This is a genomic window from Mycobacterium sp. NBC_00419, assembly GCF_036023875.1.
Taxonomy (GTDB): Bacteria; Actinomycetota; Actinomycetes; order Mycobacteriales; family Mycobacteriaceae; genus Mycobacterium.
On record NZ_CP107931.1, the window covers coordinates 2,921,461 to 2,944,941 of the forward strand.

Consider the following 23,481-nt stretch of genomic DNA (forward strand, 5'->3'; position numbering starts at 1 on the left):
GTTTACGGTTATGCCGATGGCCCTGCACGTACACCGCGCCGAGCGCACCGATGTGCTCGCTGACGGCCTCGGCGCGCTGCTGGCCACCCCACAGCCGGACCCGTTTGCCGAGGAACTCGTGGTGGTGCCCGCCCGCGGCGTGGAACGCTGGCTCAGCCAGCGGCTCTCCCACCTGTTGGGCCGGGGCGCCAGCGCCGACGGCATCTGCGCCGGGGTGTCGTTCCGCTCGCCGGGCTCGCTGATCGCTCACATTTCCGGGCCGATCACCGGCACCCGCGACGACGACCCGTGGTCGCCGGAGGCGATGGCCTGGCCACTGCTGGAGGTCATCGACGCCTGTCTCGACGAGCCGTGGTGCCGCACCCTGGCCACCCACCTCGGCCACTTCGACGACGGCGAGGAGAAGGAGCTGCGCCAGGGGCGGCGCTACGCGGTGGCCCGCCGCCTTGCCGGCCTGTTCGCCTCCTACGCCCGGCAGCGCCCGCAACTGCTGGTGGACTGGCTCGACGGCACGCCCGGTGAGCTCGACGCGGATCTAGGGTGGCAGCCCCACCTGTGGCGTGCGCTGGTCGAGACGATGGCCATCGACCCACCCCATGTGCGGCACGCGAAAACCGTTCTGCAGCTTCAGGAATCCGGTGCGGAACTGCCCGCCCGGCTTTCGCTGTTCGGTCACACCCGGCTGGCGAGCACCGAGATCGAGCTCATCGAGGCGCTGTCCACCCACCATGACGTGCACCTGTGGTTGCCGCACCCCAGCGCCGAACTGTGGACTGCGCTGGCCGCGCTGCGTGGCACCGTCGCCCGCAGTGAAGACCTCAGCCACCGAAGCGTCAACCACCCCCTGCTGGCCACCCTCGGCCGGGATCTGCGCGAGCTCCAGCGCAGCCTGCCCTCAGCGGTGGCCACCGACGAATTCCTCGGCGGGATCGACCGGCCCGACACCCTGCTGGGCTGGCTGCAGTCCGACATCGCCGCCAACGCCGTTCGCCCGCAGGGGAGGTCGCTGCGCGAGGACGACCGCTCCGTGCAGGTACACAGCTGTCACGGGCCCGCCCGGCAGATCGACGTGCTGCGCGAAGTCTTGCTCGGTCTGCTCACCGACGACCCGACCCTGGAACCCCGCGACATCCTGGTGATGTGCCCCGACATCGAGACGTACGCGGCGCTGATCATCGCCGACTTCGGTCTCGGCGACATCGTCCCCGGCGCGCACCCCGCCCACCGGCTGCGGGTTCGGCTGGCCGACCGGTCCCTGGTGCAGACCAACCCGCTGCTCGCGGTCGCGTCACAGATGCTCGCGCTTGCGGGTGGGCGGGTGACGGCCACCGAGGTGCTCAACATCGCGCAGTCCGCGCCGGTGCGGGCCCGGTTCGGCTTCACCGACGACGACCTGGAGAGCATCACCAGGTGGGTGCAACAGGCCAACATCCGATGGGGCCTGGACACCGAACACCGCGCCCCCTACGGCATCCCGTTCATCCAGAACACCTGGCGATTCGGCATCGACCGGGTGCTCGCAGGAGTCGCGATGTCCGACGACTCCCAGGCCTGGCTCGACGTGACGCTGCCGCTCGACGACGTCGGCAGCAACAGCGTGGAGCTGGCCGGCCGCCTCGCTGAGTTCGTCACCCGCCTGCAACGCGTCATCGAATCACTGCGCGGGGTAAGGCCATTGGCCGAATGGATCACCGCACTCGGCGACGGGGTCGCACTGCTCACCCGCACCGCCGGGGACGATGCCTGGCAGACCAGCCAGCTGCAACGTGAGTTCGGCGACGTCGTGGCGACCGCCGGGCCGCGTGCAGAAATCCCGATGCGGTTGCCCGATGTCAGCGCCCTGCTGCAACGCCACCTCGCGGGCCGCCCGACCCGGGCCAACTTCCGTACCGGCACGCTCACGGTCTGCACCATGGTGCCGATGCGGTCCGTACCGCACCGGGTGGTGTGCCTGGTGGGCCTCGACGACACCGTCTTCCCCCGCATCGGTGTCCGCGACGGCGACGACGCCCTGGCCCGGACCCCCCTGACCGGCGAGCGCGACATTCGCTCCGAGGACCGCCAACTGCTGCTCGACGCGATCTGCTCGGCCAGCGAGAAGCTCGTCATCACCTACACCGGAGCCAACGAATACTCCGGCCATCAGCGCCCGCCCGCCGTGCCACTGGCCGAACTGCTCGACGCACTCGACCGGACCACCGAAGCACCGATCTGCGAACACCTCGTCGTGCGCCACCCGTTGCAGCCCTTCGATATTCGCAACGTCACACCGGGGGCGCTCGGGGTGCCCGGGCAGCCGTTCACCTTCGACACCGCGGCGATCAATGCCGCGTCGGTGACCCGTGGTCAGCGCCCCGAACAACCTGACCTGCTGGCCCACCCGCTACCGGCGCCGCCTCCCGATGACGTGACGCTGCCGGACCTGATGAAGTTCTTCGCCAACCCGGTCAAGGGCTTCTTCGCCGCACTCGACCTCACCCTGCCCTGGGAGGTCGAGGGGGTCGACGATGCCATGCCCGTCGAGATCGACAAACTGCAGGAATGGACCGTCGGCCAGCGCCTGCTCACCGACATGCTGGCCGGGATGGACCCCGAGCGGGCCGGCCAGGCCGAGTGGCGCCGGGGTTCCCTGCCGCCCGGCCGGCTCGGCTGGCGCAAGGCAGGCGAATTGCGCGATCAGGCAACCGAACTCGCCCGCGCGGCGCTGTTCCATCGCAGCGGCTCACCGCAGGCGTACGACGTCGACATCGACCTCGGTGGCGGGCGCCGGCTGACCGGCACCGTCTCCCCGGTGTACGGCAGCCGGCTGGTGGAGGTCACCTACTCCAAGCTCGACGCCCAGCATCTACTCAAGGCGTGGATCCCGTTGGTGGCGCTGTCGGCGGCGCGGCCCGGCGCGTGGTCGGCGATCTGCATCGGCAGGCAACGCCGGCGCACCGGCGCCGCCGAACGTGTGCTCGGGCAGCCCCGCCACGATCCCGTCGCCGTCCTGCGTGAGCTGGTGGCCATCTACGACGCCGGACGACGGGAACCGATTCCCCTGCCCATCAAGACATCTCATGCCTGGGCCGCGGCCCGGCACAGCCGCCAGGACCCTAAGGCTGAGGCGTTGTCGAAGTGGCGTTACGAGCGCGACGACCGCGCCATCGAACGGGTGTGGGGCCGCGAACCCGACCTCAACGCGCTGCTGACACCACCTCGCCCCGGCGAGGAGACCGACGGTGAGACGACCCGGCTGGGTGCCTTCGCGGTGCGCCTGTGGGAGCCGCTCCTGGTGGCCGAGGACGGTGCGTGATGCACGAATTCGATCTGCTGGGACCGCTTCCCGCCGACCGCTCGACCACGGTGCTGGAAGCCAGTGCAGGGACCGGAAAGACCTTCACCCTGGCCGGGCTGGTCACCCGCTACATCGCCGAAGGCCACGCCACCCTGGACCAGATGCTCCTGATCACCTTCGGCAGGGCGGCCACCCAGGAACTTCGCGAGCGCGTCCGGCGCGCACTGCAGGAAGCGCTGGCGGCGTTCGAGGACCCGACCACGGTCGGGACCAACCGCGTGCTGGCCGCGCTCGTCACCGGCGAGGCCGCCGAACTCGCGGCCCGCCGCGATCGCCTGCGTGACGCGCTGGCATCCTTCGACGCGGCGACGATCGCCACCACCCACCAGTTCTGCAACCTGGTGCTGAAATCGCTTGGCGTAGCGGGCGACAGCGACACCGGCGTGACACTGGCCGACAGTCTCGACGACCTGGTGTCCGAGATCGTCGACGACCTCTACCTCCGCCACTTCGGTCAGGAACGCGAGCAGCCGCCCCTGACGCGGGACGACGCGCTGACACTGGCCCGTGAGGTCGTCGCCAATCCCGGTACCGAACTGCGGCCACTGCAGCCGCCGGCCGGGTCGGAGCCCGCCGTGCGGGTGGGCTTCGGCCGCGACGTGCTGGCCGAACTGGAGCGCCGCAAACGGCGGCGCGGCATCCTCAGTTACGACGATCTGCTGAGCAGGCTGGCCGACGCCCTGCAATCACCCGACTCGCCGGCCGCCACCCGGATGCACCAGCGCTGGTCGGTGGTGATGGTCGACGAGTTCCAGGACACCGACCCGGTGCAGTGGCAGGTCATCGAGCGTGCGTTCAGCGGCCGCTCCACGCTGATCCTCATCGGAGATCCCAAGCAGGCGATCTACGCATTCCGGGGCGGTGACATCGTCACCTACCTGCACGCCGCCAAGACCGCCGGCGAGCGGCGCACCCTCGCCACGAACTGGCGCAGCGACGCGGCGCTGGTCGACCGGCTCCAGCGTGTCCTGCGGGGCGCCGAACTCGGTGACCCCGACATCAAGGTCCTCGAGGTGACGCCACACCACCACGGCCACCGGCTGGCCGGGGCACCGCACAACGATCCGTTCCGGCTGCGGGTGGTGTCGCGCGAGACGTTCGGGCTCGGCGGGACCCGAACCATCAAGATGGACGCGCTGCGCGCGCACATCGCCCGCGACCTGGCCACCGACATCGGTGCGCTGCTCGGCAGCGGGGCCACCTTCGACGGTGCGCCGCTGCAGGCCCACCAGATCGCGGTGATCACCGAAAGCCACCTCGACGCGCGGGCGTGCTTCGACGCGCTGGTCGAGGCGGGTGTGCCCGCCGTCTACACCGGGGACACCGACGTGCTGAAGTCGCCGGCCGCCGACGACTGGCTGTGCCTGCTGGAAGCCTTCGACCAGTTGCACCGCCCGGGCCTGGTCCGTGCCGCGGCGGCCACCATGTTCTTCGGCGAGACGGCCGAGACCCTGGCCGATGGCGGTGACGATCTCACCGACCGGACCGCAGATACCCTGCGCCAGTGGGCCGACCATGCGCGGGAGGCGGGTGTGGCGGCGGTGTTCGAGGCGGCGCAGCGGGCCGGCCTGGGCCGGCGGGTGTTGTCCTGGGCGGGCGGTGAGCGCAACATGACCGACCTCGCCCACGTCACCCAACTGCTGCACGACGTCGCCCATCGCGAACACCTGAGCCTCACGGCGCTGCGCGACTGGCTGCGGACCCAGCGCGACGAGCGCAGCGGTGCACCGGAACGCAACCGCCGCCTCGACAGTGACTCGGCGGCCGTGCAGATCATGACCGTGTGGGTGAGCAAGGGCCTGCAGTTCCCGGTGGTGTATCTGCCGTTCACTTTCAACCGCCATGTGCGCAAGCAGGATGTCGTCCGCTTCCACGACGAGGAGTTGCGTTGTCTGCACATCGGCGGCGAGACCAGTCCTGATCTGGCCGCCGCCCAGGTACTGGGCAGGCGCGAGGCCGCCGGTGAGGAGACCCGGCTGACCTACGTCGCGATAACCCGCGCCCAGTCGCAGGTGGTGGCGTGGTGGGCGCCGTCTTGGGACGAACCCAACGGCGGGCTGTCCCGGCTGCTGCGCGGCAGGCGGCCCGGCCAGTCGACAGTGCCGGACCGTTGCGATCCCGAGAAGATCGACGACGCCGACGCGATGGCGTTGTTCACGCAGTGGGAAGCCGTCGGCGGGCTGGTCGTGGAGGACTCCCAGATCGCACCGGTGACCGAGCTCGTTGTGCCCGCACAGCGGAATGATCTGGATGTCAGGCACTTTCACCGTGGGATTGACACTGTGTGGCGCCGGACGTCGTACTCCGGGCTGATCCGTGCGGCCGAGACGCAGGGGGTCGGCAGCGAACCGGAGGTGGCGGGACTCGACGACGAGAGCACTGATATCGCGGTGAGCGCGGCACCGGCCGGTGCCGACGTTGCCTCCCCGATGGGCGGGATGCCGACCGGGGCCACGTTCGGCAGTCTTGTGCACGCGGTCCTGGAGACGGCTGACCCGCTGGCCGACGACCTCGCCGAAGAACTGCGCGCGCAGGTGGAGCGGCACGCGGTGTGGTGGCCGGTCGACGCCTCGGCCACCGACCTGGCACAGGCCCTTGTGCCCCTGCACGACACCCCACTGGGCCCGCTGGCCGACGGTCTGACGCTTCGCCAGATCGGGCTACGAGATCGATTGTGCGAGATGGACTTCGAGTTCCCCCTCGCCGGGGGCGATCTTCGCGGTGTGGCGCCGGACATCCGGCTGCGCGACGTCGGAACTCTCCTGGCCCGCCACCTGGCCGACGACGACCCGCTCGCCGGCTATGTCGACCGGCTGACCGGCGATGCGCTCGGCATTCAGTCACTGCGCGGGTACCTGTCCGGGTCGCTCGATGCGGTGCTGCGGGTCCCCGACGGTGACGGGCATCGCTACCTGGTGGTCGACTACAAGACCAACTGGCTCGGCGAGGGCGACCGGCCGCTCACCGCCGCCGACTACGGCCGGGCCCGGATGGCCGAGGCGATGGTGCATTCGGACTACCCGTTGCAGGCACTGCTGTACAGCGTTGTGCTGCACCGGTTCCTGCGCTGGCGGCAGCCCGGCTACCAACCAGAGCACCACCTCGGCGGCGTGCTGTACCTGTTCGTGCGTGGCATGTGCGGCGCGGACACCCCGGTGGCCGATGGCCACCCGGCGGGGGTGTTCAGCTGGCAGCCGCCGGCGGCGCTGGTGGTCGAACTGTCCGACCTGCTCGACGGCAGGCAGGCGGCGGCATGACGATCGACGAGGTGGACACCGCGAGCTGGCGTTACGCCGTCGACGCCACCGGACTGCTGCGGGTCTTCAACGAGGCGGGGGTGATCGAGGCAGCCGATGTGCTCGTCGCCCAACGGTTGACGACCCTGGCCGGTGACACCGACGAGGCGGTGGCGCTGGCCGTGGCGTTCGTGGTGCGGGCTGTTCGCGCCGGCTCGGTCTGCGTCGACCTCGCGGCGGTCGCGGCTCAGGTCGACCTTCCCGACCTGGACTGGCCCGTGCCGCAGGACTGGCTGGCCGCGGTGACGGCCAGCCCGCTGCTCGGGAGTCCGCCGGTACTGCACCTCGACGACGGCCTGCTGTACTTCGACCGCTATTGGCTCGAGGAGCGGCAGGTCGCCGATGATGTGCTGGCGCTGACGGCCCCGCGGCCCACCGCCGGGCTGCCGGACTTCACCCGGCTGTTCCCCACGGGTTTCGAGGAGCAGCGCAGCGCCGCGCAGATCGCGCTCTCCCGCGGCTTGACGGTGCTCACCGGCGGACCGGGCACCGGCAAGACGACCACCGTCGCGCGGCTGCTCGCCCTGCTGGCGCAACAGGCCCAACTCGACGGCACACCGCGGTTGCGGATCGCGCTGGCCGCGCCGACCGGCAAGGCTGCCGCCCGGCTGCAGGAGGCCGTCCAGATCGAGATCGATCACCTCGATCCCGTTGACCGGGAACGGCTACCGGCGCTGCGGGCCACCACCCTGCACCGGCTGCTCGGCTCACGCCCGGACACCTCGTCGCGATTCCGGCACCACCGGGACAACCGGCTGCCCCACGACGTCATCGTGGTCGACGAGACGTCGATGGTGTCGCTGACGATGATGGCAAGGCTCGTCGAGGCGGTGCGGCCCGACTCGCGGCTGCTGCTCGTGGGTGACCCCGACCAGCTGGCGTCGGTGGATGCGGGCGCCGTGCTCGCCGATCTGGTCGAGGGCCTCAGTGCCCGCAGTGACACCCCGGTCGCCAAGCTCGTCACCTCGCACCGCTTCGGCGCCTCGATCGGCGCCCTGGCCCAGGCGATTCGTGAGGGTGAGGCCGATGAGGCGGTGGCGGTCCTCGGTGCCGGTGGTGCGCACATCGACTGGGTGGACACCGCGGACCCGGCCGAGGCCCTGCGCAATATCCTTGTGCCCCATGCCCTGAGGTTGCGGGAAGCGGCGGTGCTCGGCGACGGGGTGGCGGCGCTGAGCACTCTCGAAGAGCACCGGCTGCTGTGCGCACACCGGCACGGGCCGTTCGGGGTGGCGCAGTGGAACCGGCAGGTCGAACGCTGGCTGGCCGAAGTGACCGACACACCGCCATGGGCCCTCTGGTACGCCGGACGGCCATTGCTGGTGACGGCCAACGACTACGGGCTGGGGCTGTACAACGGTGACACCGGAGTGACCGTGCTGCGCGACGGCGTGCTACGCGCGGTGATGGCCGGCGCACAGGGGCCGGTGGAGTTCTCCACCAGCAGGCTGTCCGACGTGGAGACCATGCACGCGATGACGATCCACAAGAGCCAGGGCAGCCAGGCCGCTGAGGTGACAGTGCTTCTGCCGCCTGAGGATTCGCGGCTGCTGACCCGCGAGCTGCTGTACACGGCGATCACCCGGGCCCGCATCAAGGTACGGGTGGTGGGCACCGAGGCGCAGCTGCGGGCCGCCGTTGCGCGCCGGGCAGTGCGCGCATCCGGGCTGAGCCGGCGGCTGCGGCAGTAACCTCAGCGCGCCGACGGGTCCGCCGTCGCCTCGATGCTGAGCACCTGGCCGTTGCCGATGGTCAACGCGACCACGGCGAACAACCGTCGGCGGCTGTAGGCCAGGATCACCGGCCGGCCACCGGTCTCGGTGACGAGCGTCGCGCCGGCGAGATAGCGCAGCAGGTTGGTGGCAACCGCGACCGGTCCGTGGTTGACCTGGGGTGGCGGTGCCGGATCGGCGAGGATCGTGCCGACCCCCCACACGTCCGGAGCCAAGACGGCGGTCAGCGCCTCCAGGTCGGCGCCCGCGCACGCCGCGATGAACGTCTCCGTGACGGCGTGATGCTCGCCCGGCTCGACAGGCGCGCCACCCGTGCTCGCAGCATGAATCTTGGTGCGGGCCCGGCGCGCGAGCTGACGGCACGTCGCAGACGGGCGTCCCACGGTCTGTGAGATCTCGTCGAACGGCACCCCGAACACGTCGTGCAGCACGAACGCCACCCGTTCGGGGGGAGTGAGCCGGTGCAGCACCTCGAACAGTGCGTCGTGGACCTGCTCGTCGAGGGTGACCCGCTCGCTCGGGTCGAGTTCGGGGCGGTGATTCAGCGGTTCCCGTCGCTCCACCACCTCGGGTTCGGAGGCCGTCACCCGACGGTGGCGCGCCGAGCGGACCTGATCGAGGCACAGTCGGCTGCTGACCACCGTCAACCAGCCCCGGGGGTCGTCGATCTCGCCGGCACCGGTCATCGAGAGTCGCAGAAACGCTTCCTGCACAATGTCTTCCGCATCGCCGATGTCACCGACCATCTGGTAGGCCAGGTTGGTCAGGTACGCGCGGTGGGCCTGCACCAGCCCGGCGATCGGATCACTCATGTCATAGACGACGAATCGGCATGGCAAAAAGTTACCGCGCACGCCCTGTCACTTTCCACAGTTGCGCCTCGTCCTTACTGGTACCGACAGAAAGGACTCGCGATGACCATCGTGGTGACCGGGGTGAGCGGCAATGTGGGCAGGCCCCTCGTCGAGCAGCTGCTGAGGGCAGGCGCGCACGTTCGTGCGGTGACCCGCCGCGCGGAGGGCGCGCGCATGCCGGCCGGTGCCGAGCTGTTCGCCGACGCAGCCGACGCCGTCAAGGGCGCCTCGGCGGTCTTCCTCAATTCCCGCGCCCTGGGTCCGGCCCTGGCCGACGTCGTGTCGTGCGCACGACGCCAGGGCGTCGCCAAGCTGGTGGCGTTGTCGGCGATCAATGCCGACGACGACGACGCCCGCCAGCCGTCCCGGTACCGCGGCGACCGGAATCGGGAATGCGAGCAACTCGCGGTCGCATCCGGACTGTCCTGGGTGAGCCTGCGCCCGTCGGTGTTCGCGTCGAACTTCCCCGGCATGTGGGCGGCCCAGATCAGCGCCGGTGACGTCGTCGCGGGGCCGTACGCGGGGGCATCTGCGGCGCCGATCGCCGAGGCCGACATCGCCGCCGTCGCCGCCCGCGCTCTGCTGACCGACGATCTCGTCGGGCGGCGAATTCCCTTGACCGGGCCGCAATCGCTGACCAACAGCGAGCTCGTCACGATCGTCGGCACCGTCCTGCGCCGTCCGCTGCGATATCTGGAAGTCCCGGCCGAGTCGGTACGCGAACGGTTCGTCGCCAACGGGTTCTCGGCGCAGTTCGCCGACGCCTACATCGCGATGCAGGAGGCGACCGCGACGACGCCCGCGGTGGTCACCGACGACGTCGAGAGAATTCTCGACCGGCCCGCTACCCCGTTCGCCCGCTGGGCGGCCGACCACACCGCACTCTTCAGCAAGGAGAAGCCATGACCGATCCGCACCCACCCCGGTGGCTCAAGCCGATGAACCGCCTGATGATGGCCGTCCAGAAGTTGGGGGTGCCCACCGGGCCCGCCTACGTGCTCACCGTTCCCGGGCGCACGTCCGGCAAGCCCCGCAGCACACCCATGACGCCGTTCGAGTACGACGGCGCGTTGTACACCGTCGCCGGCTATCCGGGCTCTGACTGGGCGCGCAATGCGCGTGCCGCCGGCGCCGGGACACTGAGCCGCGGCAGGCGTTCCCGGCGAATCGCGATCATCGAGCTCGACGCCGACCAAGCCCGTCCGGTGCTGCGCGCCTACCCGGTGTCGGTACCCGTCGGCGTGGCCTTCGCGAAACGATCAGGCCTCGTCAAGCAGGGCAGCCCCGACGAATTCGAAGCCCTGGCAGGAACATTGCCGGTGTTCCGCTTCGACCCGCTGGCGGCGTCGAAGAAGCCGCGTTAGCGAACCAGGCGGCGCAGCAGCACCGAAGCCGAGGCGACGCCGGCCACCGCAGCCAGCACCAGCACACCCAGATCGAGCCACGGGTGCGCCGAGGGAATGTCGACCAACAGCAGCCGCAGCGAATCCACCTCGTAGCTCAGCGGATTCACCCGCGACAGCCAACGCAACCACTCCGGCATCACCGACACCGGATACAGCGCGTTGGAGGCGAAGAACAACGGCATGGTGATGGCCTGGCCGATGCCCATCAGCCGGTCGCGGTTGCGGACCAGCCCCGCCAGCGTCATCGACAGGCAGGCGAAGAACGCCGACCCGAGCATCACCACACCCATCGCGGCCATGATCCGCAGCGGGTTGTGGGTCATGTGAATGCCCATCAGATAGGCCAGCGCCAGCACGCCGACCACCTGGGCGACCGAGCGCACCCCGGCGGCGAACGCCTTGCCGGTCACCAGCGCCGGCGCCGGCGCCGGCGTGACCATGAGCTTGGCCAGGATGCCCGCGTCACGGTCCCAGATGATCTGGATGCCGTAGAAGATGGAGATGAACAGCGCCGACTGGGCGATGATGCCGGGCGCCAGGAACGCCAGGTAGGGCACCGGGCCGGTGTCGATGACGTGCAACCGATTGAACGTCGTGCCGAAGATCAGCAGCCATAGGGCCGGCTGCACCATCCGGGTGAACAACTCGGTGCGGTCGTGGCGCAGCTTCTGCAACTCGACCCAACCGAAGGTCTCCATCCGGGACGCCAGGTTCGGCACCCGCCGCCAGCCGCGCGGCGCCCGCAGCAGCCCTGGTGAGGTCGCGTACTCAGCCCGCATCACGCGCCGCCTTCCGGCCGGCCCGGATCGCACCCAGTCCCGACTGGTCGACGGACTCGGCGAGCCCAGACCCGGCAAAGTGGCGGAACACGTCCTCCAGGGAGGCGTCGGCACCTACCCGGGTTTTGAGTTCGGCCGGTGTCCCGACCGCCTGCAGCCGGCCGTGGTGCATCAGGGCGACCCGGTCGCACAGCACGTCAGCCTCCTCCATGTAGTGGGTGGTCAACAGGACCGTCATGCCGAACTGCTGCTGCATGGTCTGCACCTGGGACCAGACACTGTCGCGGGCAATGGGATCCAGGCCGACGGTGGGTTCGTCAAGAATCAGCAACGATGGCTGGTTGACCAGGGCCTGGGCCAGCTCGAGACGGCGCACCATACCGCCGGAGTAGGTGCCGGCCAATCGGTCGGCCACCTCCAGCAGCTGCATCGACTCCAGCACCTCGGCGACCCGCTGCCTGCGCGCCGAGCGGGGTACGTCGTAGAGCCGGGCGAACCATTCCACGTTCTGCCTGCCGGTCAGCGCCGGCTCGATCGAAAGTTGTTGCGGCACATAGCCGAGGTTGTAGCGGATGTCCATTGTGTCGCGACGGGCGTCGAGGCCGAAGATGCGCACCTCGCCGCGCTGGATGGGGGCCAGCGTGGTCAACAACCGCACGACAGTGGTCTTGCCCGCCCCGTTCGGGCCGAGCAGGCCCAGGGTTTCTCCGGTCTGCACCTGCAGTGTGACGTCGTCGACGGCGGTGAAGTCGCCGTAGCGGTGGGTCAGATTCCGGCAGTCGATGGCGGCAACGGTCATAGTCGTTTCTCCTGCACTGTCGCGGTGATCCGGGCCAGCACCCGCAGCCCGGCGGCGAGCGCCTCGGTGTCGTCGGCGTCGAGGCGCTCGAGTGCCTCGGCCAGGGCTGCGCGACGAGCCGCTCGGGACGCATCCGCCAGTTGCTGGGCCGGCGCGGTCAGGGCAAGCCGGCTCACCCGGCGGTCGTCCGGGTCCGGCGTGCGGACCAGCAGCCCATCGCCGGCCAGTTTGGACACCAGGGTGGAGGCGGTGTTGGCGGCCAGGCCGAGGTCAGCCGCCGCGGCGCTCACCGAGATGCCGGGCTGGCGGCCCACCAGCCGCAGCAGTTCGGCCTGTGACTCGGTCAACCCCGAGGTGCCGAAGGCGCGCCCGCCGGCCCGGCGCACGGTCCGGCGGAACCGGCCGACCGTGCCGAACAGCTCGGCGATCAGATCGGTCCGGGTGTCCATCACACCACATTAGCTCTGTTACAGAGCTAATGTTCTTTCGATCTGATGCAGGCGCACGTCCCGTAGCGTCCCGGCCCCGGTTTCTGCGGTCATGTACGTGCAGAACGGTTGCCGCCGCCGGTCGGTCGGCGAGCCCGGGTTCAGCAGTCGCAGACCGGTGCGGGCCGTGGTGTCCCAGGGGATGTGGCTGTGCCCGAACACCAGCACGTCGGACTCCGGGTACTGCTGCGCCATCCGCGCCTCACGACCCGACGCCGCGCCGGTCTCGTGCACGACGGTGAACCGCAGACCGTCCAGTGTCACGTCGGCCCGCTCCGGCAGGCGCGACCGTAGCTCCGGCCCGTCGTTGTTACCCCAGCACGCGATCAGTCGCCGCGAGCGTTGCGAGAGTTCGTCGAGCAGGGCGGCGTTCACCCAGTCGCCCGCGTGCACCACCACGTCGCTGCGCTGCACCTCATCCCATACCTGCGGCGGAAGATCGCGCGCCCGCTTCGGTATGTGCGTGTCGGCGAGCAGCAGCAGGCGCATGGCCCGATCCTCTCACCGACCTCCGCGCTCGGCGCGGGCCTCGGCGCCCGTCTCACCGGCGTCGAACGAGTCGTCCGGTCCGGTGGCCCCGACGTAGGTGCCGCTGTCGTCGTCCTTGCCGGCACGTGAGGAGGCCACGTGCTCGTCGGAGCCGACGTCTTCGCTGTTCTCATCTGTGGGATGGGTCATGACCGCGGGACTACCCGGCACCGGCGGCCACCAACCGGTATCCGGCCGCGTTTATCTGCGCCTACGCTGGGAAACGAGGTGACTATGTCGAACAACGACGTCGAGAAACGCTGGCATGACCCGGCGATGTTCCGGGCCGCGGTGACCTATGTGGTCATCGTCGTCGCGGTGGCCGGTGTCGCGTTCGCCGCCGCCGTCGTCTGGCACTCCCTGATCGCGGGGATTCTCGTGCCGGGCACGCTGTTCGCCGGCGGAGTCGGGGCATTGGTCCGCACCTATCGGGTGTGGAAGGCCGAGGGCGTCTGGCCGATCTGGCAGGGCGCGGCCTGGTTTCTGCTGCTGTTGATGCTGATCTGCCTGGGCGTACCGGTCGCGGTGGCCTAGCAGGCCGCACGCCATACTCGTGCGGTGAGTGCTTCAGCTGACCTGCCGCTGGCGGGCGTCCGCATCGTCGAGATCTCCAGTTTCGTGGCGGTGCCCCTGGCCGGAATGACGCTGGCCCAGCTCGGCGCCGAAGTGATCCGGGTCGACCCGATCGGCGGTGCGGCCGACTACCACCGCTGGCCTCTGACCGACGCCGGCGAGAGCATCTACTGGGCGGGACTGAACAAGGGCAAGCGCTCGGTTGCGGCCGATATGCGATCCCCCGAAGGTCAAGCCCTGGTCCAGCGGCTCATTCTCGAGGCCGGGATCCTGATCACCAATGTGGCCGGCCGGCAATGGCATTCCTACGAAACCCTGAGCGCCCAGCGGCCCGACCTCATCCACCTCGAGGTCGTCGGCCGCGCCGACGGGTCCACCGGCGTGGACTACACCGTCAACGCCGCCACCGGCTTCCCGCTGGTCACCGGCCCGGCCGAGCACAGCGAACCCGTCAATCACGTCCTTCCGGCCTGGGATGTCAGCTGTGGGCTCTACGCCGCGCTGGCGATCCTGGCCGCCCTGCGCCGCCGCGACAACAGCGGGCAGGGCAGCAGCATCCGGCTGCCACTGGACGACGTCGCGCTCGCGACCGCCGCCAACCTCGGCTTCCTGGCCGAGGTGATGGTCAATGGCACCCAGCGGCCACGCCTGGGCAACAACCTGTTTGGCCAGTACGGCCAGAACTTCACCAGCAGCGACGGGGTGTCGTTCATGATCGTCGCACTGACCGGCAGGCATTTCCGCGACCTCACCGACCTCACCGGTACGACGAAAGCCGTTGCGGCCGTGGCTGAAGCGCTCGGTGCCGACTTCAGCGACGAAGGCCAGCGCTACGAGCACCGAGACGTGCTGTCCGGGTTGTTCGCCGCCTGGTTCCGCACCCACACCGCTGAGCAGGTGAGCGCCGCGCTGTCGGGCAGTTCGGTGCTCTGGGACCGCTACCTCAGCTTCGCCGAGGTCGCCGAGCATCCGCGGGTGACCGCCAACCCGTTGTTCACAGCCCTGGACCAACCGCGGATCGGAACCTATCTGGCGCCCGGCCTGCCGATGTCGGTCGACGGTGCGCACGTCGCCGCCGTCGCCGCACCGGCACTCGGTGACGACACCGCCGCCGTCCTGACCGAGCACCTCGGCCTGAGCGCCGCGCAGATCGCCGGACTCATCGAATCAGGAACGGTGGCAACGTGACCCACGTTCTTCCCGGGCTGCTCGACGTTGTTCCGGACGGCTCCGCGGACGACCACTTCACCGGGGTTGCCGCGGGACCGCCCGACAAGCGGGCCTACGGCGGGCACCTGGCAGCCCAAGCGCTGGCCGCCGCCTGCCGCACGCTGCACCCCGGGCCCGCCCCGACCAGCCTGCACGTGCAGTTCCTGCGCGGCGGGGACGCCGGGGCGCCGGTCGACTACCAGGTGGAGCGGGTGTACGACGGCCGCACGGCGGCGTCGCGGCGGGTGCTGGCCCGCCAGGACGGCCGCCTGCTGGTCACCGCGACCGCCTCGTTCTCGGTGAGCGCCGACGGTCCCGAACACGCCCACCAGACCGCAACGGTCGACCCGGAGAGCCTGGCTGTCGACGGCCTGATCGGCCCGGCGCCGTCGCTACCGCTCGACGAGATCGACATTCGCAGCGAAGATGACTGCACCACAGGGGAATTCGTGCGGCGGCTGTGGTGGCGAATCACCGTACCGCTGCCGCAGGACCCGCTGGTGCACGCCTGCGCCGCGGTCTACGTCACCGACATCTACGGCATCGACCCGGTGCTGGCCGTGCACGGTCACTCGATGGTCGACCGCAGCCACCGCACCGCCACCACCGACTCCTCGATCTGGTTCCACCGCCCGATCCGCGCCGACCGCTGGAACCTGCTCGAATCCCGCTCGCCGGCCGCGGCCCGCGGGCGCGGTCTGATGACGGGCGGGCTCTATGACGCCGACGGCGTCCTGACCGCCACCCTGGCCCAGGAGGGACTGGCGGTGCCGCGCACCTGAACCGGCGCGGTACGGTCGGCTCATGAGGTACGGAATCTTCGGCGGCGCGGTCAACACCGGAACTCTGGACGACGTGGTGGCCGAGGCCGCCTCCGCTGAGCGCGACGGGTTCGCCACCTACTGGGCGCCGCAGATCTTCGGGCACGACGCCCTGACGGCGCTGGCGGTGGTGGGCACCAAGGTGCCACGCATCGAACTCGGCACCTCGGTGGTGCCGACGTTCCCGCGCCACCCGCACGCGCTGGCCCAGCAGTCCCACACGGTGGCCGCCGCCTCGGGCAACCGCCTGACCCTGGGCATCGGGCTGAGCCACAAGCTCGTCATCGAGGACCTGTTCGGCCTGAGCTACGACAAGCCGGTGCGCCACATGCGGGAGTACCTCAGTGTGCTGATGCCGCTCTCGCGCAACGAGCCCGCCAACTTCGACGGCGAGCTCTACCGGGTGCACGCCGCCGTCAACGCCAACGGCTCCACCGGATTCGGCGTGGTGGTGGCCGCCCTGGGCGAACAGATGCTGCGGGTCACCGCGGCTCTGGCCGACGGCACGCTGACCTGGTGCACCGGTCCGGCGACGCTGGCGGGCCACACGATCCCGACCATCAACAAGGCTGCCGAGGAGTTCGGGCGTCCCGCACCCCGTGTCATCGCCGCGCTGCCGGTCTGCGTCACCAAGGACCTCGACGCCGCCACGGCCCGCGCCGCCGAGGAGTTCTCGGTGTACGGCTCGCTGCCCAGCTACCGCGCCATGCTCGACCGCGAGGGCGTGGTGGGGCCCGCCGAGATCGCGATCATCGGCAGCGCGGCCCAGGTGCAGGAGCGCATCGCGGCGCTCGCCGACATCGGCGTCACCGACTTCGCGGCCGTAGAGGTTGCGGGGACCCCCGACGAGGCCGCCGACACCCGCGAGGCCCTCAAGGGCCTGCTGACCTAACCCCGACGCTCAGGTTCGCGACGGGCTGCGCCTGGCCCGCCGGGCCTGCCGCTGCACGGCCAGCGCCCGGGTCTCGGCCGACGGCGTGCTGGCCAGCATCGCGGCCACGGTGTCGATGAGGTGGCTGGTGAACAACCGGTCGTCGGTGTGCGGGGCTGAGGCGGCCCGCCTGCCCAATTCGACTGCGGTGTAGATCAGCGCGGCGAGCCTGGTGTGCAGCGCCACCGCGACCGGATCCAGCAGCGGTTCGACCGTGTCGCGCCAGCGCTGCAGGCTGCTGTCCGGTCCGCCGGTGACGTCGAACGCCGGCACCGCGCGGTTGAGCAGGTCGGCATGGATCCGCAGGAACGCCGGCCCGCCGTCGGCATCGTCGAGTTTGGCCGCCAACGGCCGCACCAACGCCTCAGCCATCGATCGCATCGAGGGATCCGCGTTGTCCAGCAGGGCATTTCGGCGGGCGTCGACCGCCGGCAGATGCTTGGCGGCGATGGCCGCCAGCACGCCGGCGCGGTCGGCGAAGTGATACTGCACGGCCATCACATTGCGGGTGCCTGCCTGCCGGGCGATCTCACGCAGGCTGACCGCGTCCACCCCGCGGTCGGCGAACAACTGCTCGGCCGCCGCGACGAGCTTCGGCCGGGTGTCCAGCGCCATCTAGTGTTCGGCGACTTCGTGTTCGATGAGGTCGGCCAGCCGGGCCTGTGCGGCGGCCCGGCGGGTCGGGATGTGCTGTGACGGGAAAAGTGAGTCGACGGGCTCGTACTCCTTGAGGGTGCGCCGTGCCACGGTCAGCTTGTGCACCTCGGTGGGACCGTCCGCGATGGCCAGCGACTGGGCCGCCACCATCATCTTCACGAACGGCATCTCGTCGGAGACGCCCAGCGCGCCGTGCAGGTGCATGGCCCGCTGCACCACGTCGTGAAGCACCTGCGGCATAGCAACTTTCACCGCCGCGATGTCGCGGCGCACCAACTGGTAGTCGTGGTACTTGTCGATCTTCCACGCGGTGCGCAGCACCAGCAGCCGGAACTGCTCGATCTGGATCCAGCTGTCGGCGATCTTCTCCTGCGTCATCTGGTAGTCGCCCAGCGGACCGCGACGCGTCTGCCGCGACACCGCGCGCTCACACATCATGTCGAAAGCCTTGCGCGCCAATGCGATTGTGCGCATGGCGTGATGCACGCGGCCGCCGCCGAGCCGGGTCTGCGCGATCGCGAAAGCCTGACCCTCGCCGCCGAGCACATGGTCGGCAGGCACCCGGACGTCGTTGTAGCGGAGGTAGCCATGCCCGGCCCGCTCGTCGGCTTCGCCGCCGACCCCGACGTGGCGGATCACCTCGATACCCGGTGTTTCGGCGGGCACGATGAACAGCGACATCTTCTGGTGGGTGCGGGCTTCCGGGTTGGTCACCGCCATCACGATGAAGAACTCCGCGTTGCGGGCGTTGGAAGAGAACCACTTCTCGCCGTTGATCACCCAGGAGTCGCCGTCGCGCTCGGCGCGGGTGGTGAACAAGCCCGGATCCGAGCCGCCCTGCGGTTCGGTCATCGAATAGCACGACGAGATCTCGCCGTCGAGCAACGGCTGCAGGTAGCGCTTCTTCTGCCCCTCGGTGCCGAACAGCGCCAGGATCTCGGCGTTACCCGAGTCCGGTGCCTGCGATCCGAAAACCGAAGGTGCCCAACGGGACCGGCCGACGATTTCGTTCAGCAGCGCCAGCTTGACCTGACCGTAGCCCTGGCCGCCGAGCTCGGGGCTCAGGTGCGCCGCCCACAGGCCCTGGTCCTTGACCTGCTGCTGCAGCGGCCGCAGCACCGCGAGTACGGCAGGGTTCTTCTTCTCGTAGGGGTCCAGCGGCGCGAAGTCCAGCGGCTCGAGTTCGTCACGCATGAACTCCTCGACCCAGTCGAGCTTCTTCTGGTACTCGGGGTCGGTCTCGAAATCCCACATGTCGGCTTCCTCGGGGGTCGGCGGCGGCAAGGCGGCGCGAGCATAACTTGATGCAACTGCATTAATCAATGCTCCCGAGACTGAGCTGACGCTGCACTGCACTCGCAGTTCTTTTGCGTGGGTTCAATCTCGCGACGGTCCCATGCGGCATGCTGCGGATGTGCTGTTGCTCAGCCGGGTCACCGGTCACGATGTGCTCGGACGGGACGGCCGGGTCATCGGCCGCCTCGCCGACCTGACGGCCGATCTGGTGGAGGAGTCCGGCCCGCCCCTCGCCGACCGGGTGGTGGTCAGCCGGGGTCGCGGGTCGCAGCTGCTGATCCCGTGGGAGCAGGTCACCAACTTCGGGCACAACCAGGTGGTGCTGGCGCTCGACGCCGCAGACGCCGGGCGCTTCGCCGTCGACGACCTGACCGCGGCACTCGGTGACCGCGAGATCCTGCTGGCGCGCGACGTGCTGGACACCCAGGTCGTCGACGTCGTGGGCCAGCGGCTGGCCCGGGTGGCCGACGTCGTGCTGGCCCGCAGCGGCGGGGGCCGCCTCGAACTGGTCGGCGTCGAGGTGGGCTTCGGCGCGGTACTGCAGCGGTTGCGCTTGCCCGCCACGGGTGCCCGCCGCGAGGACATCATCGCGTGGTCGGACCTGCACCTGGCCTCCGAACGCGGGCACTCCGTGCAACTGGCCACCCCCCGCGCCGCCGTGCACCGCCTCGACCCGCGCGGGCTGGCGGCACTGGTCAGCCGGCTCGACACCGAGTCGGCCGCCGAGATCCTGGCCGCCACGGGGCCCGGTGTGGCCGCCGACGTGGTGTGCGCCGCCCATCCCGCGGTGGCCGAACGTGTCCTGCGGGCACTGCCCGACCCGGAAGCCGCCCGCATCGTGGCGGCCATGCCCGCCGAGCACGCCCGGCGGTGGCGCACGCTGCTCCAGCACGCGCCCGCACTCGGCGGCCGCAAGTTCCTGCGGTTCCGGGTCTGGCCGCGGCGCCACCACAGCACCGGGTCACCGCCGTGACCGGCCGCAAGAACACCCGGCTGGCCGCCCTGCTCGCCGTCGTCGGACCGGGCCTGCTGGCCGGGCTGTCCGACGACGACCCGGCGGGCATCACCACCTACTCGGTGCTGGGCGCCGACCACGGCTATCAGCTGCTGTGGGTGTTACTGCTGTCCACCATCGCGCTCATCGTCTTCCACACGCTCGCCGCGCGGATGGGCGTCATCACCGGGCAGGGCCTCATCGGACTGGTGCGCCAGCGCTACGGAGTCAGAATCGGTGGTGCCGTCCTCGCTGCTCTGGTGGTCGCCAACATCGGCACGACGTGCGCCGAATTCGCCGGCATTGCAGCGGGTTTCGAGCTTTTCGGCATCAGCCGCTATGTCAGCGTGCCCGCCGCCGGCGTGGTCGTCTCGCTGCTGGTGCTACGCGGCAGCTTTCACCGCGTCGAACGCCTGCTGCTGCTGTTGTCCACGGTGTTCCTGGCCTACATCGCCTCGGGAATCCTGGCCAAGCCGGACTGGGGTGCGGCACTGCACGGGGCGCTGGTGCCGACCATGCCGATGACGGGCCAGGCGATCGGGATCGTCACCGCCACCCTGGGCACGACGCTGGCGCCGTGGGGCCTGTCGTTCATGCAGTCCTACGCGGTGGACAAGAAGTTGCGCACCGAGGACCTGGCACTGGAACGTGTCGACGTCGTCACCGGCGCGGTACTCACCGGGGTGATCGGCTTCTTTGTCGTCGTGGCGTGCGCTGCGACCCTGCATCGCGATGGCCGCAGCATCAGCGATGCCGCCGATGCCGCCGTCGCGCTGCAACCACTTGCCGGTGAGGCTGCCTCGACGCTGTTCGCCATCGGGCTGATCGGTGCGGCCTTCCTGGCGGCCTCCATCCTGCCGCTGTCCACCGCCTACTCGGTCTGTGAGTTCGCCGGCCTGGAGGCGGCGGTCGACGACCCCTACCGCGACGCGCGCACCTTCTATATGACCTACGGCATCATCACCTTCATCGGCGCCGCCATCGTCCTGGCACCCGGGATTCCGCTGGTCACGATCCTGGTCGGCACCCAGGTGCTCAACGCGGTGCTGCTGATCCCGCTGCTGTTCGCCATGATCGGGCTCGGCCGCGACCGTGCCCTGATGGGCCGCTTCGCGATCGGCCCCCGCGCCACCGTCGGATACGGCATGACCACCGCAGTGGTGGTGCTGTGCGTCGTTGCGCTGGGAATCACCACGCTCGTCGCGTGATCGACGCCGAGAAGTAACCAGCAAACCCCACTGCGCCTGCTGCTGTGCAGATAGTGTGGGCTCGCTGTGAATGTCGGACGAACAAGGGTTGGGGTGTTGGCCGGTAAACGTGGTGCACGGGTTGGCGCGGCCGCCTTCGCGCTGGGACTGTCCCTGGCGGGCCCGCAGGGCCTAGCCGTTGCTACCGCCGCCACCGGGGACGACGATTCGTCCTCGGCGTCGGCCGGAACCAGCAGTGACACGGGGTCGGCGGCGCACTCGGCGGCGGGCAGGCATGCCCCGCGGGGCAACGCGTCGTCAGGCAGCTCGGGCGGCGGCGGCAGTTCGCGAACCACCTCGGTGACCCGGCCCAGGGCAGCCGCCCCGGCACGGCGGATACCGATTGCCCTCACCCCGGCGCAGACCACCGAACCGGCTGCGGCATCGACTGAGACCTCTCCGGCTGCCGCCCAGACCGTGCCCGCCCGGATCCCGGTGGCCAGGACCGGTCGTCCGTCAGGCGGGCTCACGCCCGCCATCCCCGACCAGATGATCGCGCTGAAGACGGAGTTCGGCCGCCTCATCGACATCGCCGCCAACCAGCTGAACGGCCTGCCCGCCAGCCCGATCACCGAATTCCTGCAGGGCGCACTGTCGTTGATCCGCCGGGGTCTGTCGCTGCCGACCACCGTGGCGCCCGGCGGCACCTACTTCACCGAGCAGCAACTGCGCGACTACCTGCTGGCACTGGCCAAGCAGCGCTACGAGGGCCTGTTCGGCCAGACCGTGCCGGTCTACGACTACGGCTACCCCTGGCTGTTCGACGTCGCCTACCTCAAATCCACCGGCGTGGTCGGGACCGTCTCGGACACCAACACCCAGGTTGACGGGGTTGACGAGGCCGACTTCGTCGAGACCGACGGCCACTACATCTACATCGCGCACAACGGTGAGCTCAAGATCGTCGGCGCCGACACCAACGTCGTCTCCACCGTCACCCTGTCCGGCAATGTCGTCGGCCAGTTCCTCTCCGGCAACCGCCTGACTGTCATCACCCAGTCCGGGTCCGGCTGGTGCTGCGCCATCTACGCCAAGCCGGCCGGCCCGTTCGCACCCTGGGGCGGATGGAACCCGCAGACCACGGTCACCGTCTACGACATCGCCGACCCCACCGCGCCGACCGCGGTCACCCGTCGGGTCTACGACGGCGCCTACCGCGACGCGCGCTCCGTCGACGGCGTGGTGCACGTCGTCCTGGACGCCTCGATCAAGTTGCCCGAACCGCTCTACACCGACACCCCGGTGAAGGGCGGCCCGGTTGAGGTCAGCCCCGCGGCGCTCACCGACCTGATGATCCGGTGGGGTGGCAACCCGACCGTCGTCGCCAACCGCACCTACGAGACGTGGGACTCCTACGCCGCCCGGGTGGCAGGCAGCATCGTCAGCACCGCGCTGCCGCACGCCTACAGCATCGACGCGAACGGCACTGTGGTCGATCTCGGAGTCCTCACCAAGGCCGGCCAGATCGTCCGGCCGAAGGCGGATTTCGACCAGTCGCTGGTGACGGTCGTGTCCATCGACTCCGCGCATACGTTGGCCGTGACCGCGGGAGCCGGCGGCGCGACCGCGATGGTGGCCCCCACCGGCGGCACCGTCTACATGACGCGCGACGGGCTGTACCTGGCGACCTCGAACTACACCTACACCGATTCCGGTTCCTCGAGCGACACCCGCATCGACCGCTTCGCCGTCGCGGGCACCTCGGTGAAGTGGCAGGCGGGGGCGGTCGTGGCGGGCACGCTGATCAACCAGTTCGCCCTCGACGAATACGACGGACACCTCCGGGTGGCCACGCACACCACCTCCAGCGCCTGGGGCAACGGCAGCTGGACGTCGCGCAACGACAACGGCGTGTACGTGCTCGATGCGGACACCCTGCAGCAGGTCGGTCGGGTGACCGGTCTGGCGCCGGGCGAGCAGCTGTACGCGGTCCGATTCGTCGGGGACATGGCCTACCTGGTGACGTTCCTGCGGACCGACCCGCTGTTCGCCGTCGACCTCAGCGATCCGGCCGCGCCGGTACTTCGCGGGGAACTGGTCATCCCGGGGTTCTCCAACTATCTCCAACCTGTCGGCGACGGACTGCTGCTCGGGATCGGCCAGGAGCAGGAGGCCGGTACCTGGCGCAACCACGTGCATGCGTCGCTGTTCGACGTCAGCGACCCGTCGAATCCCGTCCAGGTGGACCGGCAGTTCCTCGACGGGGACGGCGAATGGTCTTGGAGCCAGGCACAATTCGACCATCATGCGGTGCTCTACTCCGCGCAGGACGGACTGCTGGTGGTGCCGGTGGATGCCAGTGGCTACGACGCGCAGACGGGTGCCTACCACTATGGGCAGAGCCTGAAGCTGTTGCGCGTGGGGCCGGACGGCATCACCGAACTCGGCTCCATCGCCACCGACGAGCCGGTCATCCGCACCGTGCGCATCGGCGACGTGCTCTACGCGGTGTCGGACAACCATGTGACGGCCTACAACCTGGCCGACTTCAGCACCCCCGTGCAGGTCTGATCGGCGCGGCTCCGGCCATCCG

General features: G+C 70.0%; 20 protein-coding genes. 12 read left to right on the forward strand and 8 right to left on the reverse strand.

Features of this window, described 5'->3' with window-relative positions:
• Window positions 1-16 precede the first annotated feature (16 nt).
• Genes recC through recD form a run of 3 tightly spaced genes read left to right on the forward strand, consistent with a single transcriptional unit; the run spans window position 17 to window position 8,324 of the window.
• On the forward strand, window positions 17-3,295 hold the full coding sequence (gene recC / locus OG976_RS13985; protein ID WP_328349770.1) for an exodeoxyribonuclease V subunit gamma: 3,279 nt from the start codon (window positions 17-19) through the stop codon (window positions 3,293-3,295).
• Entirely contained in the window at window positions 3,295-6,594 is a 3,300-nt protein-coding gene (recB, locus tag OG976_RS13990) for an exodeoxyribonuclease V subunit beta (protein WP_328363557.1), read from the forward strand. The genes recC and recB overlap by 1 nt, the downstream gene beginning before the upstream one ends.
• Window positions 6,591-8,324, forward strand: a complete 1,734-nt coding sequence (gene recD / locus OG976_RS13995; protein WP_328349774.1) for an exodeoxyribonuclease V subunit alpha — start codon at window positions 6,591-6,593, stop codon at window positions 8,322-8,324. The genes recB and recD overlap by 4 nt, the downstream gene beginning before the upstream one ends.
• Window positions 8,325-8,326: 2 nt before the next feature.
• On the opposite strand, the gene sigI is transcribed toward recD, so the two are convergent.
• The gene (gene sigI / locus OG976_RS14000; RefSeq protein ID WP_328349776.1) at window positions 8,327-9,178 is read right to left on the reverse strand and encodes an RNA polymerase sigma factor SigI; all 852 of its coding nucleotides are present in this window, start codon (window positions 9,176-9,178) and stop codon (window positions 8,327-8,329) included.
• Window positions 9,179-9,280: 102 nt separating this feature from the next.
• Here sigI and OG976_RS14005 point away from each other — a divergent pair, with 102 nt between their 5' ends.
• Both OG976_RS14005 and OG976_RS14010 read left to right on the forward strand, forming a co-directional pair.
• A complete protein-coding gene (locus tag OG976_RS14005) occupies window positions 9,281-10,126 on the forward strand; it encodes an NAD(P)H-binding protein (protein ID WP_328349778.1) in 846 nt (281 codons plus the stop codon).
• Complete coding sequence (locus tag OG976_RS14010; protein WP_328349780.1) at window positions 10,123-10,584, forward strand: nitroreductase/quinone reductase family protein; 462 nt, start codon at window positions 10,123-10,125, stop codon at window positions 10,582-10,584. The genes OG976_RS14005 and OG976_RS14010 overlap by 4 nt, the downstream gene beginning before the upstream one ends.
• Here OG976_RS14010 and OG976_RS14015 read toward each other — a convergent pair.
• Genes OG976_RS14015 through OG976_RS14035 form a run of 5 tightly spaced genes read right to left on the reverse strand, consistent with a single transcriptional unit; the run spans window position 10,581 to window position 13,370 of the window.
• Window positions 10,581-11,405 carry an ABC transporter permease gene (locus OG976_RS14015; protein WP_328363560.1) on the reverse strand — a complete coding sequence of 275 codons (825 nt, stop codon included), beginning with the start codon at window positions 11,403-11,405 and terminating at the stop codon, window positions 10,581-10,583. The two genes, OG976_RS14010 and OG976_RS14015, sit on opposite strands and share 4 nt — an antisense overlap.
• Window positions 11,395-12,204, reverse strand: a complete 810-nt coding sequence (locus tag OG976_RS14020) for an ATP-binding cassette domain-containing protein (RefSeq protein WP_328349782.1) — start codon at window positions 12,202-12,204, stop codon at window positions 11,395-11,397. Before OG976_RS14020 ends, OG976_RS14015 begins: the two co-directional genes overlap by 11 nt.
• Window positions 12,201-12,653, reverse strand: a complete 453-nt coding sequence (locus OG976_RS14025) for a MarR family winged helix-turn-helix transcriptional regulator (protein WP_328349784.1) — start codon at window positions 12,651-12,653, stop codon at window positions 12,201-12,203. The genes OG976_RS14020 and OG976_RS14025 overlap by 4 nt, the downstream gene beginning before the upstream one ends.
• 18 nt (window positions 12,654-12,671) lie before the next feature.
• A complete protein-coding gene (locus tag OG976_RS14030; RefSeq protein WP_328349787.1) occupies window positions 12,672-13,181 on the reverse strand; it encodes a metallophosphoesterase family protein in 510 nt (169 codons plus the stop codon).
• Window positions 13,182-13,193: 12 nt separating this feature from the next.
• Complete coding sequence (locus OG976_RS14035; RefSeq protein WP_328349789.1) at window positions 13,194-13,370, reverse strand: hypothetical protein; 177 nt, start codon at window positions 13,368-13,370, stop codon at window positions 13,194-13,196.
• A gap of 84 nt (window positions 13,371-13,454) precedes the next feature.
• Between OG976_RS14035 and OG976_RS14040 the strand changes: the two genes are divergently transcribed.
• The 4 genes from OG976_RS14040 to OG976_RS14055 are packed head-to-tail and all read left to right on the forward strand — an operon-like array spanning window position 13,455 to window position 16,715.
• Window positions 13,455-13,754, forward strand: coding sequence for a hypothetical protein (locus tag OG976_RS14040; RefSeq protein ID WP_328349791.1), 300 nt, complete (start codon window positions 13,455-13,457; stop codon window positions 13,752-13,754).
• A gap of 24 nt (window positions 13,755-13,778) precedes the next feature.
• Window positions 13,779-14,981 carry a CoA transferase gene (locus tag OG976_RS14045; RefSeq protein WP_328349794.1) on the forward strand — a complete coding sequence of 401 codons (1,203 nt, stop codon included), beginning with the start codon at window positions 13,779-13,781 and terminating at the stop codon, window positions 14,979-14,981.
• Window positions 14,978-15,784 (forward strand): acyl-CoA thioesterase, encoded by an 807-nt coding sequence (locus OG976_RS14050; protein ID WP_328349796.1) that lies wholly within the window; start codon window positions 14,978-14,980, stop codon window positions 15,782-15,784. The genes OG976_RS14045 and OG976_RS14050 overlap by 4 nt, the downstream gene beginning before the upstream one ends.
• Before the next feature lie 22 nt (window positions 15,785-15,806).
• Entirely contained in the window at window positions 15,807-16,715 is a 909-nt protein-coding gene (locus OG976_RS14055; RefSeq protein WP_328349798.1) for a TIGR03564 family F420-dependent LLM class oxidoreductase, read from the forward strand.
• 9 nt (window positions 16,716-16,724) lie between these two features.
• Here OG976_RS14055 and OG976_RS14060 read toward each other — a convergent pair whose 3' ends face one another.
• Both OG976_RS14060 and OG976_RS14065 read right to left on the reverse strand, forming a co-directional pair.
• Window positions 16,725-17,369, reverse strand: a complete 645-nt coding sequence (locus tag OG976_RS14060) for a TetR/AcrR family transcriptional regulator (protein WP_328349800.1) — start codon at window positions 17,367-17,369, stop codon at window positions 16,725-16,727.
• Window positions 17,370-18,665, reverse strand: a complete 1,296-nt coding sequence (locus OG976_RS14065; RefSeq protein ID WP_328363563.1) for an acyl-CoA dehydrogenase family protein — start codon at window positions 18,663-18,665, stop codon at window positions 17,370-17,372.
• A 160-nt stretch (window positions 18,666-18,825) separates the two neighbouring features.
• On the opposite strand from OG976_RS14065, the gene OG976_RS14070 reads away from it, so the two are divergent.
• From OG976_RS14070 to OG976_RS14080, 3 genes are all read left to right on the forward strand, one after another.
• Window positions 18,826-19,680 carry a magnesium transporter MgtE N-terminal domain-containing protein gene (locus tag OG976_RS14070; protein WP_328349802.1) on the forward strand — a complete coding sequence of 285 codons (855 nt, stop codon included), beginning with the start codon at window positions 18,826-18,828 and terminating at the stop codon, window positions 19,678-19,680.
• Window positions 19,677-20,909 carry an NRAMP family divalent metal transporter gene (locus OG976_RS14075; protein ID WP_328349804.1) on the forward strand — a complete coding sequence of 411 codons (1,233 nt, stop codon included), beginning with the start codon at window positions 19,677-19,679 and terminating at the stop codon, window positions 20,907-20,909. Before OG976_RS14070 ends, OG976_RS14075 begins: the two co-directional genes overlap by 4 nt.
• Window positions 20,910-21,005: 96 nt before the next feature.
• Window positions 21,006-23,459, forward strand: a complete 2,454-nt coding sequence (locus tag OG976_RS14080; protein ID WP_328349806.1) for a beta-propeller domain-containing protein — start codon at window positions 21,006-21,008, stop codon at window positions 23,457-23,459.
• Window positions 23,460-23,481: the final 22 nt, after the last annotated feature.

What these genes read in the sequence shown, in the direction of transcription:
- OG976_RS14010 (WP_328349780.1), top strand. Translation starts at nt 10,123, where the DNA reads ATGACCGATCCGCACCCACCCCGGTGGCTCAAGCCGATGAACCGCCTG.
- OG976_RS14025 (WP_328349784.1), bottom strand. Translation starts at nt 12,653, where the DNA reads ATGGACACCCGGACCGATCTGATCGCCGAGCTGTTCGGCACGGTCGGC.
- recD (WP_328349774.1), top strand. Translation starts at nt 6,591, where the DNA reads ATGACGATCGACGAGGTGGACACCGCGAGCTGGCGTTACGCCGTCGAC.
- OG976_RS14030 (WP_328349787.1), bottom strand. Translation starts at nt 13,181, where the DNA reads ATGCGCCTGCTGCTGCTCGCCGACACGCACATACCGAAGCGGGCGCGC.
- OG976_RS14055 (WP_328349798.1), top strand. Translation starts at nt 15,807, where the DNA reads ATGAGGTACGGAATCTTCGGCGGCGCGGTCAACACCGGAACTCTGGAC.
- OG976_RS14020 (WP_328349782.1), bottom strand. Translation starts at nt 12,204, where the DNA reads ATGACCGTTGCCGCCATCGACTGCCGGAATCTGACCCACCGCTACGGC.
- OG976_RS14065 (WP_328363563.1), bottom strand. Translation starts at nt 18,665, where the DNA reads ATGTGGGATTTCGAGACCGACCCCGAGTACCAGAAGAAGCTCGACTGG.
- OG976_RS14005 (WP_328349778.1), top strand. Translation starts at nt 9,281, where the DNA reads ATGACCATCGTGGTGACCGGGGTGAGCGGCAATGTGGGCAGGCCCCTC.
- OG976_RS14015 (WP_328363560.1), bottom strand. Translation starts at nt 11,405, where the DNA reads ATGCGGGCTGAGTACGCGACCTCACCAGGGCTGCTGCGGGCGCCGCGC.
- OG976_RS14035 (WP_328349789.1), bottom strand. Translation starts at nt 13,370, where the DNA reads ATGACCCATCCCACAGATGAGAACAGCGAAGACGTCGGCTCCGACGAG.
- recC (WP_328349770.1), top strand. Translation starts at nt 17, where the DNA reads ATGGCCCTGCACGTACACCGCGCCGAGCGCACCGATGTGCTCGCTGAC.
- OG976_RS14040 (WP_328349791.1), top strand. Translation starts at nt 13,455, where the DNA reads ATGTCGAACAACGACGTCGAGAAACGCTGGCATGACCCGGCGATGTTC.
- recB (WP_328363557.1), top strand. Translation starts at nt 3,295, where the DNA reads ATGCACGAATTCGATCTGCTGGGACCGCTTCCCGCCGACCGCTCGACC.
- OG976_RS14060 (WP_328349800.1), bottom strand. Translation starts at nt 17,369, where the DNA reads ATGGCGCTGGACACCCGGCCGAAGCTCGTCGCGGCGGCCGAGCAGTTG.
- sigI (WP_328349776.1), bottom strand. Translation starts at nt 9,178, where the DNA reads ATGAGTGATCCGATCGCCGGGCTGGTGCAGGCCCACCGCGCGTACCTG.